The 16,259-nt window shown below is 70.0% G+C and carries 12 protein-coding genes; 9 read left to right on the top strand and 3 right to left on the bottom strand.

The window, feature by feature from the left end; all coding sequences use genetic code 11:
* Nucleotides 1-58: 58 nt before the first annotated feature.
* From ACZ6MZ_RS16605 to ACZ6MZ_RS16635, 7 genes are all read left to right on the top strand, one after another.
* Nucleotides 59-1,009, top strand: coding sequence for a carbohydrate ABC transporter permease (locus ACZ6MZ_RS16605; protein WP_384327453.1), 951 nt, complete (start codon nucleotides 59-61; stop codon nucleotides 1,007-1,009).
* Nucleotides 1,006-1,911: a carbohydrate ABC transporter permease gene (locus tag ACZ6MZ_RS16610; RefSeq protein ID WP_469352548.1), complete on the top strand. Its 906-nt coding sequence runs from the start codon at nucleotides 1,006-1,008 to the stop codon at nucleotides 1,909-1,911. Before ACZ6MZ_RS16605 ends, ACZ6MZ_RS16610 begins: the two co-directional genes overlap by 4 nt.
* The gene (locus tag ACZ6MZ_RS16615) at nucleotides 1,908-3,059 is read left to right on the top strand and encodes a Gfo/Idh/MocA family protein (protein WP_469352550.1); all 1,152 of its coding nucleotides are present in this window, start codon (nucleotides 1,908-1,910) and stop codon (nucleotides 3,057-3,059) included. The genes ACZ6MZ_RS16610 and ACZ6MZ_RS16615 overlap by 4 nt, the downstream gene beginning before the upstream one ends.
* A complete protein-coding gene (locus tag ACZ6MZ_RS16620) occupies nucleotides 3,056-3,937 on the top strand; it encodes a DUF6807 domain-containing protein (protein WP_469352551.1) in 882 nt (293 codons plus the stop codon). The genes ACZ6MZ_RS16615 and ACZ6MZ_RS16620 overlap by 4 nt, the downstream gene beginning before the upstream one ends.
* 57 nt (nucleotides 3,938-3,994) lie before the next feature.
* Nucleotides 3,995-5,332 carry an ABC transporter substrate-binding protein gene (locus ACZ6MZ_RS16625; RefSeq protein ID WP_469352553.1) on the top strand — a complete coding sequence of 446 codons (1,338 nt, stop codon included), beginning with the start codon at nucleotides 3,995-3,997 and terminating at the stop codon, nucleotides 5,330-5,332.
* A 116-nt stretch (nucleotides 5,333-5,448) separates the two neighbouring features.
* Complete coding sequence (locus ACZ6MZ_RS16630; RefSeq protein WP_469352555.1) at nucleotides 5,449-5,982, top strand: GNAT family N-acetyltransferase; 534 nt, start codon at nucleotides 5,449-5,451, stop codon at nucleotides 5,980-5,982.
* Nucleotides 5,983-6,087: 105 nt separating this feature from the next.
* The gene (locus ACZ6MZ_RS16635) at nucleotides 6,088-7,356 is read left to right on the top strand and encodes an ATP-binding protein (RefSeq protein WP_384180223.1); all 1,269 of its coding nucleotides are present in this window, start codon (nucleotides 6,088-6,090) and stop codon (nucleotides 7,354-7,356) included.
* Nucleotides 7,357-7,457: 101 nt separating this feature from the next.
* On the opposite strand, the gene ACZ6MZ_RS16640 is transcribed toward ACZ6MZ_RS16635, so the two are convergent.
* Nucleotides 7,458-7,637 carry a CsbD family protein gene (locus ACZ6MZ_RS16640; protein ID WP_389790202.1) on the bottom strand — a complete coding sequence of 60 codons (180 nt, stop codon included), beginning with the start codon at nucleotides 7,635-7,637 and terminating at the stop codon, nucleotides 7,458-7,460.
* A 224-nt stretch (nucleotides 7,638-7,861) separates the two neighbouring features.
* On the opposite strand from ACZ6MZ_RS16640, the gene ACZ6MZ_RS16645 reads away from it, so the two are divergent.
* Nucleotides 7,862-8,032: a hydrophobic protein gene (locus ACZ6MZ_RS16645; RefSeq protein ID WP_384189607.1), complete on the top strand. Its 171-nt coding sequence runs from the start codon at nucleotides 7,862-7,864 to the stop codon at nucleotides 8,030-8,032.
* Nucleotides 8,033-8,127: 95 nt separating this feature from the next.
* Here ACZ6MZ_RS16645 and ACZ6MZ_RS16650 read toward each other — a convergent pair whose 3' ends face one another.
* Together ACZ6MZ_RS16650 and ACZ6MZ_RS16655 are read right to left on the bottom strand one after the other, a co-directional pair.
* The gene (locus ACZ6MZ_RS16650) at nucleotides 8,128-11,454 is read right to left on the bottom strand and encodes a S8 family serine peptidase (RefSeq protein ID WP_469352557.1); all 3,327 of its coding nucleotides are present in this window, start codon (nucleotides 11,452-11,454) and stop codon (nucleotides 8,128-8,130) included.
* A 148-nt stretch (nucleotides 11,455-11,602) separates the two neighbouring features.
* A complete protein-coding gene (locus tag ACZ6MZ_RS16655) occupies nucleotides 11,603-14,800 on the bottom strand; it encodes an alpha-L-rhamnosidase (protein WP_469352559.1) in 3,198 nt (1,065 codons plus the stop codon).
* Nucleotides 14,801-15,089: 289 nt separating this feature from the next.
* Here ACZ6MZ_RS16655 and ACZ6MZ_RS16660 point away from each other — a divergent pair, with 289 nt between their 5' ends.
* The gene (locus ACZ6MZ_RS16660; protein WP_389790206.1) at nucleotides 15,090-16,256 is read left to right on the top strand and encodes a substrate-binding domain-containing protein; all 1,167 of its coding nucleotides are present in this window, start codon (nucleotides 15,090-15,092) and stop codon (nucleotides 16,254-16,256) included.
* Nucleotides 16,257-16,259 lie beyond the last annotated feature (3 nt).

Genomic DNA, 16,259 nt, shown 5'->3' on the forward strand with positions numbered 1-16,259 from the left:
TCCCCTCCCCCCGAACTCCGACTGTGCAGCGCTTCACCCAAGGAACGGAGAAGCAGTCATGGCCTCAGCTGTGGCGCAGGACTCATCAGGGGCTCCGCCCCGGGCACCCAGGGCGCCCAAGCGCCGTACGGGAGCGACGCCGCGGCGCCTCCCCTATCTGCTGATCGCCCCCGCCGGACTGCTGATGCTGGGCTTCATCGCCTATCCGATGCTCAGCGTCTTCTACTACAGCCTGCGGAACTACAACGCCACCAAGCCCTGGCGCAACGGCTTCGCGGGCCTCGACAACTTCAAACGGATCTTCACCGATGACCCGCTGTTCTGGGACAGCCTCGTCTTCAGCGGCAAGTGGGTCGTCACCGAGGTCTCGCTCCAGCTCGCCTTCGGTTTGGTGCTCGCGCTCCTCGTCAACCAGACCTTCGTGGGCCGTGCCGTCGCCCGCGCCCTGGTCTTCTCGCCCTGGGCCGTCTCCGGCGTACTGACCACCACCATCTGGCTGCTGCTCTACAACCCGTCGACGGGCATCGGCCGCTATCTCGCCGACGCGGGCGTCGGCACGTACGGCTCGTCGGTGCTCTCCGACACCGGCACCGTCTTCTGGGCTGCCGTACTGGCCGAACTCTGGCGCGGTGTGCCGTTCTTCGCGATCCTCATCCTCGCCGATCTCCAGTCCATTCCCGGGGACCTGTACGAGGCGGCCTCGGTCGACGGGGCGAGCAGGTTCCGGCAGTTCGTCCACATCACACTGCCCCACCTCAAGGACGCGATCATCCTCTCCACACTGCTCCGGGCCGTGTGGGAGTTCAACAACGTCGACCTGCTGCTCACCCTCACCGAGGGCGGACCGGCCGGCGTCACCACCACACTGCCGCTCTATGTCGCGGTCACCGGGTTCGAGGCGCACGACTTCGGCTACGCCACCGCGCTGACCACCGTCGCCTTCGCGATCCTCCTCTTCTTCTCGATTCTCTATCTGCGCCTGAGCAAGTTCGGAGGCGACGACAAGTGACCGCGGCACTCACCGAACAGGGCACGTACACCGAGCCCGTGACCGGTCCCCCGCAGCTCCCGCCCGTACGGCGGAGGAAACGCGAGCGCGCCTTCGACGAGGTGCCACGCTGGCAGATCTATCTGCCCCTCGGCCTCTATCTGCTCTTCACCCTCGTCCCCTTCTACTGGATGCTGCTGTTCGCCGTGCGGCCGGCGGGCTCCGACTCGCTGGTGCCCTGGCCGGTCACCCTCGAGCACTTCGCGAAGGTCTGGAACGACCGGAGTTTCTCCGTCTTCTTCCAGAACAGCGCGCTGGTCGGTCTCTGCACCCTGATCTGTACGACGGGGGTCGCGCTCGCCGGCGGTTACGCCCTGGCGCGCTTCAACTTCCGGATCAAGCAGGGGTTCATGCTGGCGCTGCTGTGCTCGCAGTTCATCCCGGGCGCGCTGATGCTGGTGCCGCTCTTCCAGATCTTCAAGAACCTCCAGATGATCAACTCCCTGGCGAGCGTGGTCATCGCCGAGACGGTCTTCCAGTTGCCGCTGTCGATCATCCTGATCAGCGGTTTCATCAAGAATGTGCCGTACTCCCTGGAGGAGGCGGCCTGGGTGGACGGCTGCTCGCGGCTACAGGCCTTCCGCATCATCGTGCTGCCCATGCTGCGGCCCGGCCTGATCGCCGTCGGCTCCTTCGCCTTCGTCGCCAGCTGGAACCATTTCCTCTTCGCCCTGATGTTCCTCATGGACCAGGACAAGCAGACGATCCCGGTCGGGCTGAGCACCCTCATCGGGGCGGACAGTGTCGACTTCGGCGCACTGGCCGCGGGCGGTGTGATCTCCGCGGTGCCCGTCGTCATCGTCTTCGCCTATATCCAGAAAGGGCTGATCACCGGCTTCAGCGCGGGGGCGGTGAAGGGATGAGCCTGCGCGTCGTACTCGCCGGTGCGCGTGGTCATGGCCGCTCGCATCTGCGCAACATCCACCGTCTCGAACAGGCCGGGCTGGTACGGCTCGTGGGCATCTGCGAGCTGGAGCCGCTGACCGCCGAGGAGCTGACCGGCTTCGGCAGCCCCGAGCAGTCCGCCGACTTCGCCGGGCTGCTGGAGCGCACGGGCGCGCAGATCGCGGTCATCTGCACGCCCATCCACACCCACACCGCTCTGGCGCTGACCGCCGCCGCCCATGGCGTGCACACCCTGCTGGAGAAACCGACCACGGCGTCGTACGCGGAGTACGAGCGGCTGCTCTCGGGGCTGGACGAGTTCGGCACGGCCTGTCAGGTCGGCTTCCAGTCGCTCGGCTCCCATGCCGTCGACGCGATAAGAGAGCTGATCGCGGAGGGTGCTATCGGCCCGCTGCGCGGGATCGGCGCCGCCGGGGCCTGGGTGCGCGACGACGCGTACTACAAGCGTGTGCCCTGGGCCGGGCGCCGCACCCTGAACGGGCGGGACGTCGTGGACGGGGTGCTCACCAATCCGCTCGCGCACGCGGTGGCCACCGCGCTGCGCATCGACGGCAGCGATCTGGCCGAGGACCTCGCCGGGGTGGAGCTGGAGCAGTTCAGGGCCAACGACATCGAGGCCGACGACACCAGTTGTCTGCGTCTGGAGACGGCCAGGGGCACCCGGATCACGGTCGCGGTCACCCTGTGCGCGGAGCGGGCCGGGGAGCCGTACGTCATGATCCACGGGGCCAGCGGCCGGATCACCTTCTGGTACAAGGAGGACCGGGTGCTGGTGCAGCGCGCGAACCGGGGTCCGGTCCAGAGCGTCCACCCGCGTACCGATCTGCTGGAGAACCTGGTCGCGCACCGGCGCGAGGGCGCCCGCCTGCTCGTACCGCCCGCGCGCACGGGTGCCTTCATGCGAATCGTCGAGGCCGTCAGGACCGGGCCCCTGCCCGAGCCGCTGCCGGCCGACGCCTGGTACAGCGCGCAGGGCGAGCGCTCGCCGCGCCGGATCGTCAGGGGCATCGACGCCCTGGTCGCGGCAAGCGCCGAGAGTCTCTCCACCTTCTCCGAACTGGGCGCGGGCTGGGCCGTACCCCCGGCCGCGGCGCTCGCGCCATGAGCGGGCCGCCGGATTCCCCCGGTATCAGGGTGCTGTGCCGCGGCGGCCGCCCCGTGGCCGACTACGTGTACCGGCCGCGACTGCCGGCGACGCTCTCGCCGCGACCGTATCTGCATCCCGTGCGCACTCTCGGCGGTGTCACCGTGACCGAGCTTCGGCCCGCCGACCATCCGCATCACCTCGGGGTGTCCATGGCCGTGCCGGACGTCTCGGGCGGCAACTTCTGGGGCGGACGTACCTATGTGCACGACCGGGGCTCCGTCGAGCTCGACAACCACGGCACGCAGGAGCACACGGGCTGGCTGCCGTGCGACCACGACGGCTGCGTGCAGGAACTCTCCTGGACGCGGGAAGGACGCCAACTGCTCAACGAGCGGCGCACGATCCGCGCCCTCGCACTGTCCGGGGACGCGTGGGCCCTCGACTTCACGTCGGCGCTGAGCAATGTATCGGGCGAGGACCTGTCCTTCGGCAGCCCGGCCACCAACGGCCGTCCTGGCGCGGGGTACGGCGGATTCTTCTGGCGTGCGCCCAGGGCGGGCCCGGCGGACGCGGCGCCGGACGCCTTCACCGAGGACGCGACGGGCGAGGACGCGGTGCACGGGCGCACCGCGGACTGGCTGGCGCTCACCGGACCGGACTGGACCCTGATCTTCGCGGGGGCGGACGAGGACACCCGCGACGATCCCTGGTTCGTACGCACCGCCGGATATCCCGGAGTCGGATCGTCGCCCGCCTGGCGGCGCCGGCTGCCACTGCCCGCCGGCGCGCGTCTCGCCCGGCGCGTGGTCACCGTCGTCGCGGACGGCAGGCTCGACCGCCCGGCGGCGGCCGCGCTCGCCCGCGAGGCCGCGGCCGCGTCCCGTATCACCGCCTGACCATCCCTCCTGACGTAACCCCCAGCAATGAACCACCCCGAGAGAGAAGAGCCGGCCATGAGGATCTCGAAGGCATACAGAGGGCGGACGGCCGCAGCCGTCTCCCTGACCGCGGCGCTCGCCCTGACGGCGACGGCGTGCGGTGACGACGGAAGCGGCGGGAGCGGCAGCGAGGGCTCCGGCAAGGGACAGATCACCCTCTGGGACAACAACACGGGTGAGCGCCGGGACATCTGGGCGCAGATCATCAAGGACTTCGAGAAGACGTACCCGGACATCGACGTCAAGTACGTCGGTGTTCCGATCGACCAGGTCCAGGCGAAGTACGACACGGCGATCGACGGCGGGGGGCTGCCGGACGTCGGCGGCGTCGGCACCGCCTATCTCTCCAACCTCGTGGTCCGGAACGTCCTGGAGCCGGTCGGCGACCGTGTGGAGGAGAGCAGCCTCAAGGGCAAGCTCGTCCCCACCCTGGTGGCGAGCGTCAAGGCGGCGGGCGGCCGCGGGGACGAGATGTACTCGGTGCCGACCTCCACCAACAACGGCACGCTGTGGTATCGCACGGACCTGTTCTCCCGGGCCGGTCTGGAGGCGCCCACCACCTGGGCGACGTTCTACGCGGCCGCCGAGAAGCTCACCGCGGCGGGGAAGAACGAGTTCGGCTACACCATTCGCGGCGGCTCGGGCTCCATCGCCCCGGCGATGGACGCGATGTACGGGCAGTCCGGCATCACGTCCTTCTGGAACGGTGACAAGACCACGGTCAACGACCCGAAGAACGTGGCGGCCCTGGAGAAGTACGCCGCCCTGTACAAGAAGGTGACGCCGTCCGCCGACGTCAACAACGACTTCATCAAGATGGTCGCCCAGTGGGACAACGGCTCGATCGGCATGCTGACCCACAATCTCGCCTCGTACCAGGACCATGTGAAGGCGCTGGGACCGGAGAAGTTCAAGGGTCTTCCCTTCCCGACACAGGAGGACGGCTCGCGCGTCCAGGTCTCCAACCCGGTCGACGGTCTCGGTCTGTTCAAGAACAGCAAGAACAAGGCGGCCGCCTGGAAGCTCATCGAGTTCGCCGCCTCGCACAAGTCGAACAGCGCGTGGAACGCGTCCGCGGGCTCCATACCCGCCAACACCGACGCCGCCGCCGACACCTGGATCCAGCAGGCCGAGCCGACCGGCGCCGCGATGAAGGCGCTCAGCGACGGCTCGACGAAGATCGTCAATCTGCCGTACTACCTGCCCGACTGGAACACCATCAGCAAGAGCGGCAACGAGCCGAACTTCCAGAAGGTGCTCCTCGGCGACATGACGGCGAAGGAGTTCGCGGACAAGGTCGCCAAGGAGCTCAACGCGGCCCAGGCGGAGTGGAAGGAGCAGAACAAGAGCTGACCCACCGGTCGCCCGACCGGGCCGGCGGCGGACTTCCTTCCTGGTCGCGCCCCGCCGCCGGCCCTCTGACGGGCGCCGATTACCCATGTGGCCCTCGCTTCGACAGGATGGGCGCCATGACCGAGATCCACACTCCCCGCCTCACCCTTCGTCGCTGGCACGACGACGACCTCGCCCCCATGGCGGAGATCAACGCCGACCCCCGGGTCATGCACTGGATCGGCGACGGCTCGGTCCTCGACCTGCACCGCACCGAGGAGGCCCTTGAGGGGTGGGAGGAGGAGTGGGACGAGGAAGGCTTCGGCCTCTTCGCCGTCGAACTTCTGGCCTCGGGCGAGCTGGCGGGCTTCACGGGCCTGTCGGTGCCCGAGTACCTGCCGGAGACACTGCCCGCCGTGGAGATCAGCTGGCGGCTCGGCCAGTCCTTCTGGGGCCAGGGTTACGCGTCGGAAGCCGCTCACGCCGCATTGGAGTTCGCCCTCCAGGACCGTGGTCTCGACCGCGTCGTCAGCATCATCCGGCCCGGCGACGAGGCCTCCGAGAACATCGCGCACAAGCTCGGCATGGTCCCCGGACACGCCACGACGCATCCGGTCCACGGCTACCCGCTCCAGGTGTACACGATCGACCTCACCGAGTTCGACGCATAGCCCACGCCGCTGCCCCCACACTCGCCGGACCTGGTCAGAAGAGGCGGCCCGGCGGGACCTGGCCGATGATGGAAGCCCCGGAACGCGATGTGTGAGGGCGGGGTCATGGCCGTGTGGCACGTGCGGGACTTCATCCCGGACGATCTCGAAGCGGTGGTGCGGCTCGACGGTGAGAGCGCCACCACCGACGAGCCTGCCGTCTTCCGGCTCTCGGAGGTCGTCGCCGCGCTGCAGGCGCAGCATCCCAGCGTCGTCGCGGTGGCCGACGGTCATCTGGTGGGCGCGGCGGTGGGCCGGGTGGACGGCGACCGTGCCTGGGTACTGCGGATAGCCCTGCACCCGGCCTGGCGGAACCTGGGCCTGGGCACCACACTGCTCTCCGCCCTGGAGCACCGCCTGCGAGGCGCCGGGGCCAAGGCCGTGGCGGCGGTGCTGCCGGAGGAGGAGACGGGCGCCTCCGCGCTCGGCAACTCGGGGTTCCGCCCGCACCGGGGACTCACGTACTACGAGAAGGCACAGTCCGTGACCGCCCAGGACTCCGCGGTGCTGTCCTCGCTGGGTGCGATGGTGCCGGCGGCCGGGCTCTGGGAGAAGCTGACCGGGATGGCCGACGAGAAGCAGCTCATCGAACGGCGCCTGGTGCTGCCGCTGGCCAATCCCGAGCTCGCGGACCAGCACGGTGTCGAGCCGCCCCAGGCCGTGGTGCTCTTCGGTCCGCCGGGGACCGGTAAGAGCACCTTCGCCAAGGCGGTGGCCAGCCGGCTCGGCTGGCCGTTCGTGGAGCTCTTCCCGTCCCGGCTCACCCTGGAGGACGGGCTGGCGAACGGACTCAGCCGCCGCTTCGAGGAGATCGCCCAGCTCGACCACGCACTGGTCTTCATCGATGAGGTCGAAGAGGTCGCCGGCACCCGCAATCTGGCCGATCCCGCCTCTGTCAGCGTGGTCAACGAGCTCCTCAAATCCATCGTGCGGTTCCGCGACCGCGACGGCAGGCTCCTCATCTGTGCCACCAACACCGTCGCCGCCCTCGACCCGGCGTTCCTGCGCCACGGCCGCTTCGACTATGTCCTGCCCGTCGGGCCGCCCGACCACGAGGCCCGTAAGGCCCTGTGGGCCAGCTACATCGCCAAGGCCCAGGCCGAGGCCGACACCGGGGTCCTCGCCGACGTCAGCGACGGATTCACCCCCGCCGACATCAAGCAGGCCGCCCGCACGGTCGCCCAGGCCATCTTCGAGCGCAGCCTCGACAGCGGGAAGCGGGCCCACCCCACCACCGAGGACTACCTCAGAACCATCCGGCGTACCCGCCCCACGGTCAGCGACGACATGGCGCTGGAATTCGCCGACCACACCATCCGCTACGGCCGCACCTGAGGCCCGGGAAGAATGCGACCGACCTTTTTCTGGGACGGGGCGGGCACACCGCGTCGGGCCCGGCAGGCCGAGGTCTGCCGGGCCCGACGGGGATCGTACGGTCAGTGCTTGAAGGCGTCCTTGGCCTTCTCCTTCGCCTGACGCACATCGCCCTTGCTCTGTTCGGCGCGGCCCTCGGCCGTCATCCGCTCATTGCCCACGGCGCGGCCGGCGGTCTCTTCGACCTTGCCCTTGGCCTGCTCGACCTTCGCCTTGGCCTTTTCGTTCTTCTGGTCAGTCATATGGATCACGTCCTGACAGCTGGAAAATCAGTGGGCGATTATGCGTCTCACCCGGAACGCGACGGCCAAACATTCACCGTCGGCGGTCTCACTCCTATTGAAGTTTCGCACCCGTTCGGCGGATGAGCGAGCCCGTATGCCCCGGGAACAGGACAAGAAACACATAAAAGTGCCCGCATAGCCGGACAACCTGCGGGCAGACGACGGTTCGGAGGTTGATAACTATGGTTCCCCTGCTTCTCGTTCTTCTGCTCGCCCTGATCCTTTTCGGTGCGGGCTTCGCACTCAAGGCGCTGTGGTGGATCGCGATCATCATTCTGGTCGTGTGGCTGCTGGGCTTCGTCGTCCGCCCTGCGGCAAGTGGTGGCAAGCGTGGCCGCTGGTACCGCTGGTAAGCGCCGCGCTCGACCGGTATTGAGGCGGGTGGGACCGGAGCCAGTCCGGTCCCACCCGCCTTTTCACGGCGTATTCCCCGTCGTGCTGCCGGGAATTACTTCAGCCGGTACGCCTTCACGATGGTCGTGTCGTACGTATTACCGTCCTTGTCCGTGAGCTTCGCCTTGAACGAGACCGACGTGGCCTTCTTCGGGTGGCTCAGGGACAGGCTCTTCCTGCCGTCCTTGGCGGTGGCGACCGGAACCTTGGTCCAGGTGACACCGCCGTCGTAGGAGACCCGGACGGAGAGCGACGCGAACCCCTTGCCCGCGGCCGGGCCCTGGAGGGACAGCGGAACCCTGAATTTCTTGCCGGCCGCCGCGGTGCTGGTCAGGTCGAGCTTCGGGGCGAAGCGGACGGTGGACAGCGGGAGCGTCCCGACCGTGTCGTCGGCGGGCTTCTTCGAGGTGAACGCCCAGGCCGCGGCGATCCGGGTGCTGACGCCCGCCACCGTGGTGGAGCGGGACGCGTCCGTGCTGATCCGGAAGGCGGCCGAGGTGGCCGGCAGCCCGGTGACGAACTGGCAGAGCCCGCTCTCCTCGTCGAGGACCTTCGTGCCGCCGACGGAGATCACCGTCCGCTGCCCGGTCACGTCGGAGCTGCCGAAGTGTCCGGCCCCGTCGGTGAACTCGGGGATACAGACCTCCAGCTCGTTGCCGTACCGCCGGGCGGTGTAGTTCTTGTCCACCTTCGGAGAGAAGACCCCGACGTTGTACGTCTTCTCGTAGGTCTTCTTCGCCGCGTACACCGCGGGCGGATCGGACTGGAGGAAGACACCTCCACCGTCGTCCGACGAGCTCTCCTGACCGACGTGGAACTCCCACAGGAAGCCCTTGGGAGCGGTGACGTACGTCTTCGCCGTGGCGGGCAGGGCGAACGGCTCGGTGATCGTGCCGACCCCGAACATCGGCGCGCTCCAGAACGCGTTGACGATGCCCTCGCGGTCCTTGGCCGAGGCGCCGATCTTCAGGTTCACCAGTGCCAGTTCACTCCTGGTGGCCGTATGGCTGAAGCCGGTGTGGAGCGACCCGGTGTGGTTGTAGAGCAGGTTGTAGTTGGTACTGCCCTTCTGCCAGTTGCCGCCCGTCTGGGTGCTGAACCGCTTGGCGGGCAGCGCCGCGCCGACCTGTGCGGTCCTGAAGCCCTTGAACGAGTCCAGGAACCAGGTGCTGCCGAAGCCGCCGTCCGCCGACTCGAGCGAGTAGTTCAGGTACGTCCCGGCCGGCTTCGCCGATTCGGGTGGGGTGATGCTGACCGGCTTCGCCTTCCGGGCGTCGAAGGTGATCGTGGCGTCCTTGGTGACCGAGATCTTCGGCTGCACCATCAGGGCGATGTCCGGGAAGGCGTCGCCGCCCTTGGGGGTCTGTACCGGAGCGTCGATCAGATACGAACCCTTGGGCACCCGGATCGTGGCGACACCGTCGCCGTCGGTGTCGTACGGGTTCTCCCAGAAGTCGCCGGAGTGGCCGTAGACGGTGGTCTCGGCCTGGGCGGGCTTGCCCCGGGTGTCGAGGAACTTCAGCGTGAGGTCGTACGACTCCACCTCGCGGACGGCGCCGAACGACGTACGGACGTTCTCGCCGCCGGCCGCCTTGGCGGTGATCGCACCGGAGTACACGCCGTCCAGGCCGCCGATCCGGGTGTCCGCGGTGAGATCGACGCTCGCGGTGCCGCCCGCGGCCACGGTGACCTGCTCGGCGCCGGCTGTGAAGAAGCCGGCCGGGGCGGGCTGCCCGTCGGGACCGAGGGTCTCCAGCGCCAGGTCGAGGGTGACCGGCTCCTTGCCGCTGTTGCGGTAGGTGATCTTCTTGGTCACCGGCTGGTCGTCGGTGTGCGGCCACTCCTGCCGGCCGAAGCCCACCGAGGTCTGCTCGCTCACCACCGTCTGGGTGATCGCCCTGGCCAGATCGGTACGGCCGGTGCCCTGCTGATAGGCGGTCAGCCCCGGTCCCGGCGCGGCGGAGGCGGTCAGCGTCTGCTTGATCCGCTCGCCGGTCCAGTCCGGGTGTTCCTGGGCGAGGATCGCCGCGGCGCCCGCCACATGCGGGGTCGCCATCGAGGTGCCCGACATCGCCACATATCCGTCGGCCGCGGGGTCGCCGATCTGCCCCTGGGCCGCCTTCGCCGCGACGATGTCCACGCCGGGCGCGGTGATGTCCGGCTTCAGCGCGCCGTCGGCCGTCGGACCCGCGCTGGAGAAGTCGGCGATCCTGTCCTCGCGGTCGACCGCGCCGACGGTGAGGGCGGCCGCCGCGCTGCCCGGCGAGCCCACGGTGCCGGCTCCGGGGCCGTCGTTGCCCGCCGCGATGACGAACAGGATGCCCCGGTCGGCGGACAGCTGGTCGACAGCGGCCTCCAGCGGATCCACCTCCACGGAGTCCGTACCGCCGAGGCTGAGGTTGGCCACCTTCGCGCCCTGATCGGCGGCCCACTGCATCCCCGCGATGATGCCCGACTCCGCACCGGAACCGGAGTCGTCGAGCACCTTGCCGTCGAGGATCTTCGCACCGGGCGCGACGCCCTTGTACGCTCCGCCGGACTTGGCACCGGATCCCGCCGCGATCGACGCGACATGGGTGCCGTGGCCGAAGTGGTCGACGACATTGCCCGCGCCTGAGAAGTCCTGCTGCGCCACCTCCGCGTCCTTGAGGTCGGGGTGGGTCTCGTCCACCCCGGTGTCGAGGACGGCGATCTTCACGTCCTTGCCGTCGTACCCGGCCTTCCAGGCCGCCGGCGCGCCGATCTGCGGAACGCTCTTGTCCAGACTGGCCCGGCGCTTGCCGTCCAGCCAGACACGCTCGATGCCGGGCGCCACCGTACGCGCAGCACGCTGCTGCCCGCCGGGAGCGGTGAGCGCCTCCCACACCTCGGGCGAACCCGTCTTCGGCGCGGTCACGGCTTCGCCGCCGACCGCGGGCAGGCTCCGGCGTACCGAGACGTCCGCCGCCGAGATGGCCGGCTTCGCCCGCGCCTTCTCCTTCGTGTACGACACGATCAGCGGAAGGGTCTCCCGGTGCGCGTCGTCGTACCGGGCCTCGATCAGGCCCGTGACATTGAACAGCCGCCGGTCCACCCGGCCCTGGGCCACCAGCCGGGACGCGTCGGACGGCAGTGCGTACGTGTCGCCCGCCACCCGGTTGACGGTTATTCGGATGCCCTCACGGCCTTTCGCGGGCTGCACCCGCGTGATCCGTCCCTGGGCGTCCACGAAGGCGCGGTCTCCGGTGATCAGGGTGACCACGGACGAGCCGCCCTGCGCCTGCCGCGCCTCCGGGGCGGGCATCTCTCCCCCGCCCGTCCCGGAGGCGGCTCCTGTCACGAGTCCCGCGGTGAGCAGCGCGGCCACCATGGCCGCGCCCGCCTTGTGTCTGTTTCTGAGCAACTCTCCCCCAACGGATGAAGTCATGGTCGGTCGAACCCCCGAGGCATTGCATACCGAGTATGCACATACTCAGTATGCCCCGTGCGCTTGTCGGGGGCCGAGCCGACACACCGTCAACTTGATTCCGTAGCTGAAGAGTTCCGGTCGATCAGCTGGAGAAGTGGTGCCTCCCGGAGCCGGCTGCGAAGACGGCGCAGCCGTCCTCCCTCCGCAGGAACCGCGCCCTGCCGTGGCCGACGTCCACCGCGTCACCGGCGGGGATCCACACCTCCGCAGTGGTGTTGGCGGGCAGGGAAACGTCCAGCTGGAAGCCGTCGGAGCCCGCCTTCCAGCGCGTGGTGACCGGTCCGTAGACCGAGTCGAAGCGCCCCTCGGCCTCCGTCACGCCGCCGCCGGGGCGCGGCCGGACGATGATCTTCCGGAAGCCCGGGCCACCGGGCGCGATCCCGGCGATGTTCGCGTACATCCACTCCCCCACCGAGCCGTACGCGTAGTGGTTGAAGGAGTTCATACCGGCGTCCTGGAAGCTGCCGTCCGGTTTGATGGAGTCCCAGCGCTCCCACATCGTGGTGGCGCCCCGGTCGATCTGGTAGCCCCAGCTGGGGAAGGTCCGCTGAAGCAGCAGCCGGTAGGCGACATCGGTGTGGCCGGCGGCGGTGAGCACGGGAAGCAGCCGCGGGGTGCCGAGGAAGCCCGTCGACAGATGCCAGTCCTTGGTCCTGACGAGCTCGACCAGACGGTCCGCGGCGGGCTTGCGGTCGCTCTCGGCCAGCAGGTCCATGGAGAGGGCCAGTACGTACGCGGTCTGGGTGTCGCCCTTCACCCGGCCCCCGGCGGAGACGTAGGCCGCGCGGAAGGCGTCGCGGACCGCGCGGAACAGCGTCCTGTACGGCTCGGGGTCCTTGCCCAGCGCCTCGGCGGCCCGCGCGACCAGGTCGGCGCTGTGCGCGAAGTAGGCGGTGCCGATGACGTCCTTGGGGGTCTCGTCCTGGATGTTGAGCCAGTCACCGTAGCCCTCGGCGGGGCGCAGGAAGCCGCTGCTGTGCCCCTCCAGGTAGGCGAGCCACTTCAGCATCGCGGACCAGGACTGTTCCAGCACCCGCACATCTCCGTACGCCTGGTACAGCGCCCAGGGCACGGTGACTCCGGCGTCCCCCCAGCCCGCCACGCCCTTGCCGACCCCGCCGACGAGCGGCGCCACATCGGTGAAGGCGCCGTCGTCCGCCTGGTCGTCGCGCAGGTCCCACAGCCACTTGGTGAGGAAGCGGGCCGACTCCATGGTGTAGGCGGCGGTGGGCGCGAAGACATTGATGTCGCCGGTCCAGCCGAGCCGCTCGTCGCGCGCGGGGGTGTCGGTGGGAACGGTCAGGAAGTTGCCTCGCTGGCCCCAGACGATGTTGCTGTGCAGCTGGTTGAGCATCGGGACATTCGTCCGGAAGTCCATGGTGAACGGCGCAGAGGTGTGGATGACGCGTCCCACGACGGCGCTGAGCGGCGGCCGGCCGGGGTAGCCCGTCACCTCGACATAGCGGAAGCCGTGGAAGGTGAAGCGCGGTTCGTACGTCTCCGTGCCGCGGCCCTTGAGGGTGTACGTGTCGGTGGCGCGGGCGGTGCGCAGATTGGTGGTGTAGATCGTGCCGTCGGGGTTGAGGACCTCGGCGTGGCGCAGCCGCACCGTGGTTCCCGCGGCGCCGGAGACGGTCAGGCGGACGGAGCCGACCATGTTCTGGCCGAGGTCGAAGACGAAGACGCCGGGCGTGGGCTCGGCCACCGTCAGGGCGGGGAGGTCACGCTCCACCCGCGAGGGGCCGTCGACCTCGGACACCAGCGCGGCGGTGACTCCGTCGACGGGTTCGGCGGCGCTCCATCCGCTCGCGTCGAACCCGGCGCGGGTCCAGCCGTCGGTCTCCAGCCGGGCGTCGTAGTCCTCCCCCATCACCAGATCGGCGCTGGTGAGCGGTCCTGTGGCGGCGCGCCAGTCGGTGCCCGAGAGCACCCGCTCGGTGGAGCCGTCGGCGTACGTGACCTCCAACTGAGCGAGCAGCGCGGGCCGTTCGCCGTACTGGTGCGGGCCGAACCAGGCGATGTTCCCGGCGTACCAGCCGGCCGCCAGCGTGACCCCGAGCGCGTTGGCACCGGAGCCGACCAGGCCGGTCACGTCGTACGTCTGGTACTGAACCCGCTTGTGGTAGTCGGTCCAGCCGGGCGCGAGCCGGTCCTCGCCGACGCGCTCGCCGTTGAGGTACGCCTCGTACAGGCCGAGCGCCGTGGAGTACAGCCGCGCCCTCGCGACGGGCTTGTTCCCGAGCCGGAATTCGTGCCGCAGCTGCGCGGCGGGTGCGTACGAGGGCCGTACCTCGCCCCAGGGCCCCGAGCCCCACCGGGCCAGGGACGTGGCCGCGGGCCATGAGCCGTCGTCGTAGCCGGCGGACCGCCAGTCCCCGGAGGGCTCCTGGTCGGCGGCCTTCCAGGTGCCGTCGGTTGCGACGGTCCGCACGCCGTCGGCGGTCGTGAGCTCCAGCACGCCGAGCAGCCCCGCGGGCCCGGCCGTGGCGTTGGTGGCGGAGACGGCGATCACGTTGGCGCCTGGTCGCAGCCGACTGGTCACGTCGGCCAGGGCGGGGCGCTTCCAGTTCTCGGCGGGGCCGTCCGCGTCGGCGTGCGCGACCTGATCGCCGTTCAGATACGCGGTGTAGCCGTCGTCGGCCGTCATGACCAGGCGCGCGCGGGTGACGCCCGCCGGGACGTCGACGCGGCCGCGGAACCAGCGGGTCGCCGCCGGGGCGCTCGAGGCAGGGTCGCCCTCGGGGAACCATATCCACGAGGCGCCGTCCAGCGCGGGGGCGCCGACGAGTGCGGCGGGCGCTCCGATCCAGCGCGCCGACCACTCCGAGCCGCCGCCGAGTCCGGTCTCCCACCAGGACGGCGCGCTCCACTCCGAGGCCGCGCCTTCGGTGTCCCAGACGCGCACCGACCAGTGGTAGCGGGTACGGGGCAGGAGCGCCGGGCCCGCGTACGGGACGAGGACCGACTCCGCTGACGTGATCTTTCCGCTGTCCCAGACATCGGGCTCGGCGAGGCGCTCGGGGGCCGTGGCGACGCGCACCTGGTAGGCGCTCTGCGCCTGGCCGGTCTTCTCGGATACGAGGGGCCAGCTCAGCCGGGGACGCGGCACGTCGAGACCGAGCGGATGCTCGACGTACTCGACGGCGGGCCGGCCGATACGCACGGCCTTCGGGGCGGCCGGCCGCCCCTGCGCCGCCAGCGCGGCCGGAGCGGCTCCGGCGGCGACGGCCGTCCCCAGGGCGGTGGCGGTGGTGCTGAGCAGTCGTCTTCTGCTGATCACACTCGGCTCCGATGCGACTCGACAGTGAATCGTTTCACTCACGTGAAACTAGGGAGGCCCGTGTGCCGCGTCAAGAGTTCTGCAGCGGTCTTCCGTTGGCCAGAACATCGCCAAGTGCGGTTCACCGACGGTGCAGTTGACGCCGTTTCCGATTTCCAGAGGGTCGATTGAAACCTTTCATCACCGATTGCCCCCACGGTCGACGGCCGATCGCTATGCTGCGACCGAGCGGTCACACGAAGCAGTCAAACGAACAATGCGCAGTGGTACAGCGAGGGGATCAGACACCATGCGGGAGCCGGTCGAACTCAGGCGTCAGCGGATCCTGGCGGTCGTGCGGTCGCGCGGTGCGGTCAAGGTGAGCGTGCTCGCCGCCGAGCTGGAGGTCTCGGTGGTCACGGTCCGGCGGGACGTCGAGGAGCTGGCCAGGGCCGGGAGGCTGCGGCGCGGACACGGCGTGGCCCGTCCGGTGGGGCCGGTCGAGGAGGTGGCGGCCGTCCCGGCGGCGCGGTCCGGGGAGCCGGCCGCGGACGGCGGCGCGGTCGCTCTGGTGGTGCCGGAGCGGCACTCGTACCTCTACGAGACGCTGCACGGCGCACGGACGGCGCTGGAGGAGTCCGGGATGCGGATCGCCCTGCATATCGCCTCACAGGCGGCCGGCGCGGAACGACCCCTGGTGGAGGGGGCGTTGGCGGCCGGAGCGCGGGGGCTGCTGATCGCCCCGAGGTGGCGCAGCGCGGTCTCGGAGGAGGCGGACTACGGCTGGCTGGCGGAGGTGGACGTGCCGACGGTCCTGATGGAGCGGCGGCCCCGGCCCGGCAGCGCGCTGCACGCCCTGGACTCGGTGTGTTCCGATCACTGGTACGGGACGTATCTCGCCGTCGACCATCTGGTGGCGCTCGGCCACCGGCGGATCGTGCTGGCCGCTCGCGACGACAGCCCCACGGCGCGCCGTATCCGCGCGGCCTTCGCCGAGATCGCCGCCGCCCGGCCCGAGGTGGAGGACTGGTCGGTGGTCCTCAGCTCGCCGGACGCGGTGCCCGGGCCGCCAGGACCCGACCTGGCCGGTGTCCCGCACGACCGTACGCCCCTCGATCTCGCCGCGCTCCTGCGGGAACGCGGGGCCACGGCCGCCGTGCTGCACGGCGACGTGGACGCGCTGATGCTGGTACAGCGGCTCGCGGAGCAAGGGGTGCGGGTGCCCAGGGACTGTTCGGTGGTGGCGTACGACGATGTGGTCGCGGCCCTGGGCGGCACCCCGCTGACCGCGGTGGCCCCGCCGAAGGCGGAGATCGGGCGGGCGGCGGCCGAACTGCTCCTGTACCGGCTGGCCCGGCCGCTCGGCGCCGCCGGTCCGGTGCGCAGGATCGAGTTGCTGCCGACGCTGAAGGTACGCGGCTCCGCGCAGAAGCCGGCCGCCCGGTCCATCCCCCGGCCAACCCCCGCAGAAGACTGAGCG

The organism is Streptomyces sp. NPDC042201, assembly GCF_055582185.1.

Bases quoted from the DNA above. Each gene is read 5' to 3' on its own strand.
- ACZ6MZ_RS16605 (WP_384327453.1), top strand. From the start codon at position 59: ATGGCCTCAGCTGTGGCGCAGGACTCATCAGGGGCTCCGCCCCGGGCA.
- ACZ6MZ_RS16615 (WP_469352550.1), top strand. From the start codon at position 1,908: ATGAGCCTGCGCGTCGTACTCGCCGGTGCGCGTGGTCATGGCCGCTCG.
- ACZ6MZ_RS16620 (WP_469352551.1), top strand. From the start codon at position 3,056: ATGAGCGGGCCGCCGGATTCCCCCGGTATCAGGGTGCTGTGCCGCGGC.
- ACZ6MZ_RS16625 (WP_469352553.1), top strand. From the start codon at position 3,995: ATGAGGATCTCGAAGGCATACAGAGGGCGGACGGCCGCAGCCGTCTCC.
- ACZ6MZ_RS16630 (WP_469352555.1), top strand. From the start codon at position 5,449: ATGACCGAGATCCACACTCCCCGCCTCACCCTTCGTCGCTGGCACGAC.
- ACZ6MZ_RS16635 (WP_384180223.1), top strand. From the start codon at position 6,088: ATGGCCGTGTGGCACGTGCGGGACTTCATCCCGGACGATCTCGAAGCG.
- ACZ6MZ_RS16640 (WP_389790202.1), bottom strand. From the start codon at position 7,637: ATGACTGACCAGAAGAACGAAAAGGCCAAGGCGAAGGTCGAGCAGGCC.
- ACZ6MZ_RS16645 (WP_384189607.1), top strand. From the start codon at position 7,862: ATGGTTCCCCTGCTTCTCGTTCTTCTGCTCGCCCTGATCCTTTTCGGT.
- ACZ6MZ_RS16660 (WP_389790206.1), top strand. From the start codon at position 15,090: ATGCGGGAGCCGGTCGAACTCAGGCGTCAGCGGATCCTGGCGGTCGTG.